1 rRNA gene is annotated in these 317 nt (G+C 43.8%); it reads left to right on the forward strand.

Annotated elements, in window-relative coordinates:
• A 16S ribosomal RNA gene (locus MMG82_RS21460) occupies positions 1 to 85 on the forward strand; the annotation flags it as partial.
• Positions 86 to 317: the final 232 nt, after the last annotated feature.

Genomic DNA, 317 nt, shown 5'->3' on the forward strand with positions numbered 1-317 from the left:
GGCGCTCACCACTTTGTGGTTCATGACTGGGGTGAAGTCGTAACAAGGTAGCCCTAGGGGAACCTGGGGCTGGATCACCTCCTTACCTATACGACTAACTCGATGTTTGTTGAGTGTTCACACAGATGGCTTGTTGAACTTCCTGTAAGGGAAGGGAGAGCGACATGCACCGCGAGCCGGTATGCATTGTTCTTTAACAATTTGGAAAGCTGATAGTAATTAATACAATGATGTCTGTCGTTGTGTTAATACGAAAAAAATTGAGTTCTTAAAACACTTGTTAAGTGTCTTGAATATTCAAGTCTAAGGCGAGTCCA

This window comes from Shewanella sp. MM_2022_3 (assembly GCF_022557375.1).
GTDB lineage: Bacteria > Pseudomonadota > Gammaproteobacteria > Enterobacterales > Shewanellaceae > Shewanella > Shewanella xiamenensis.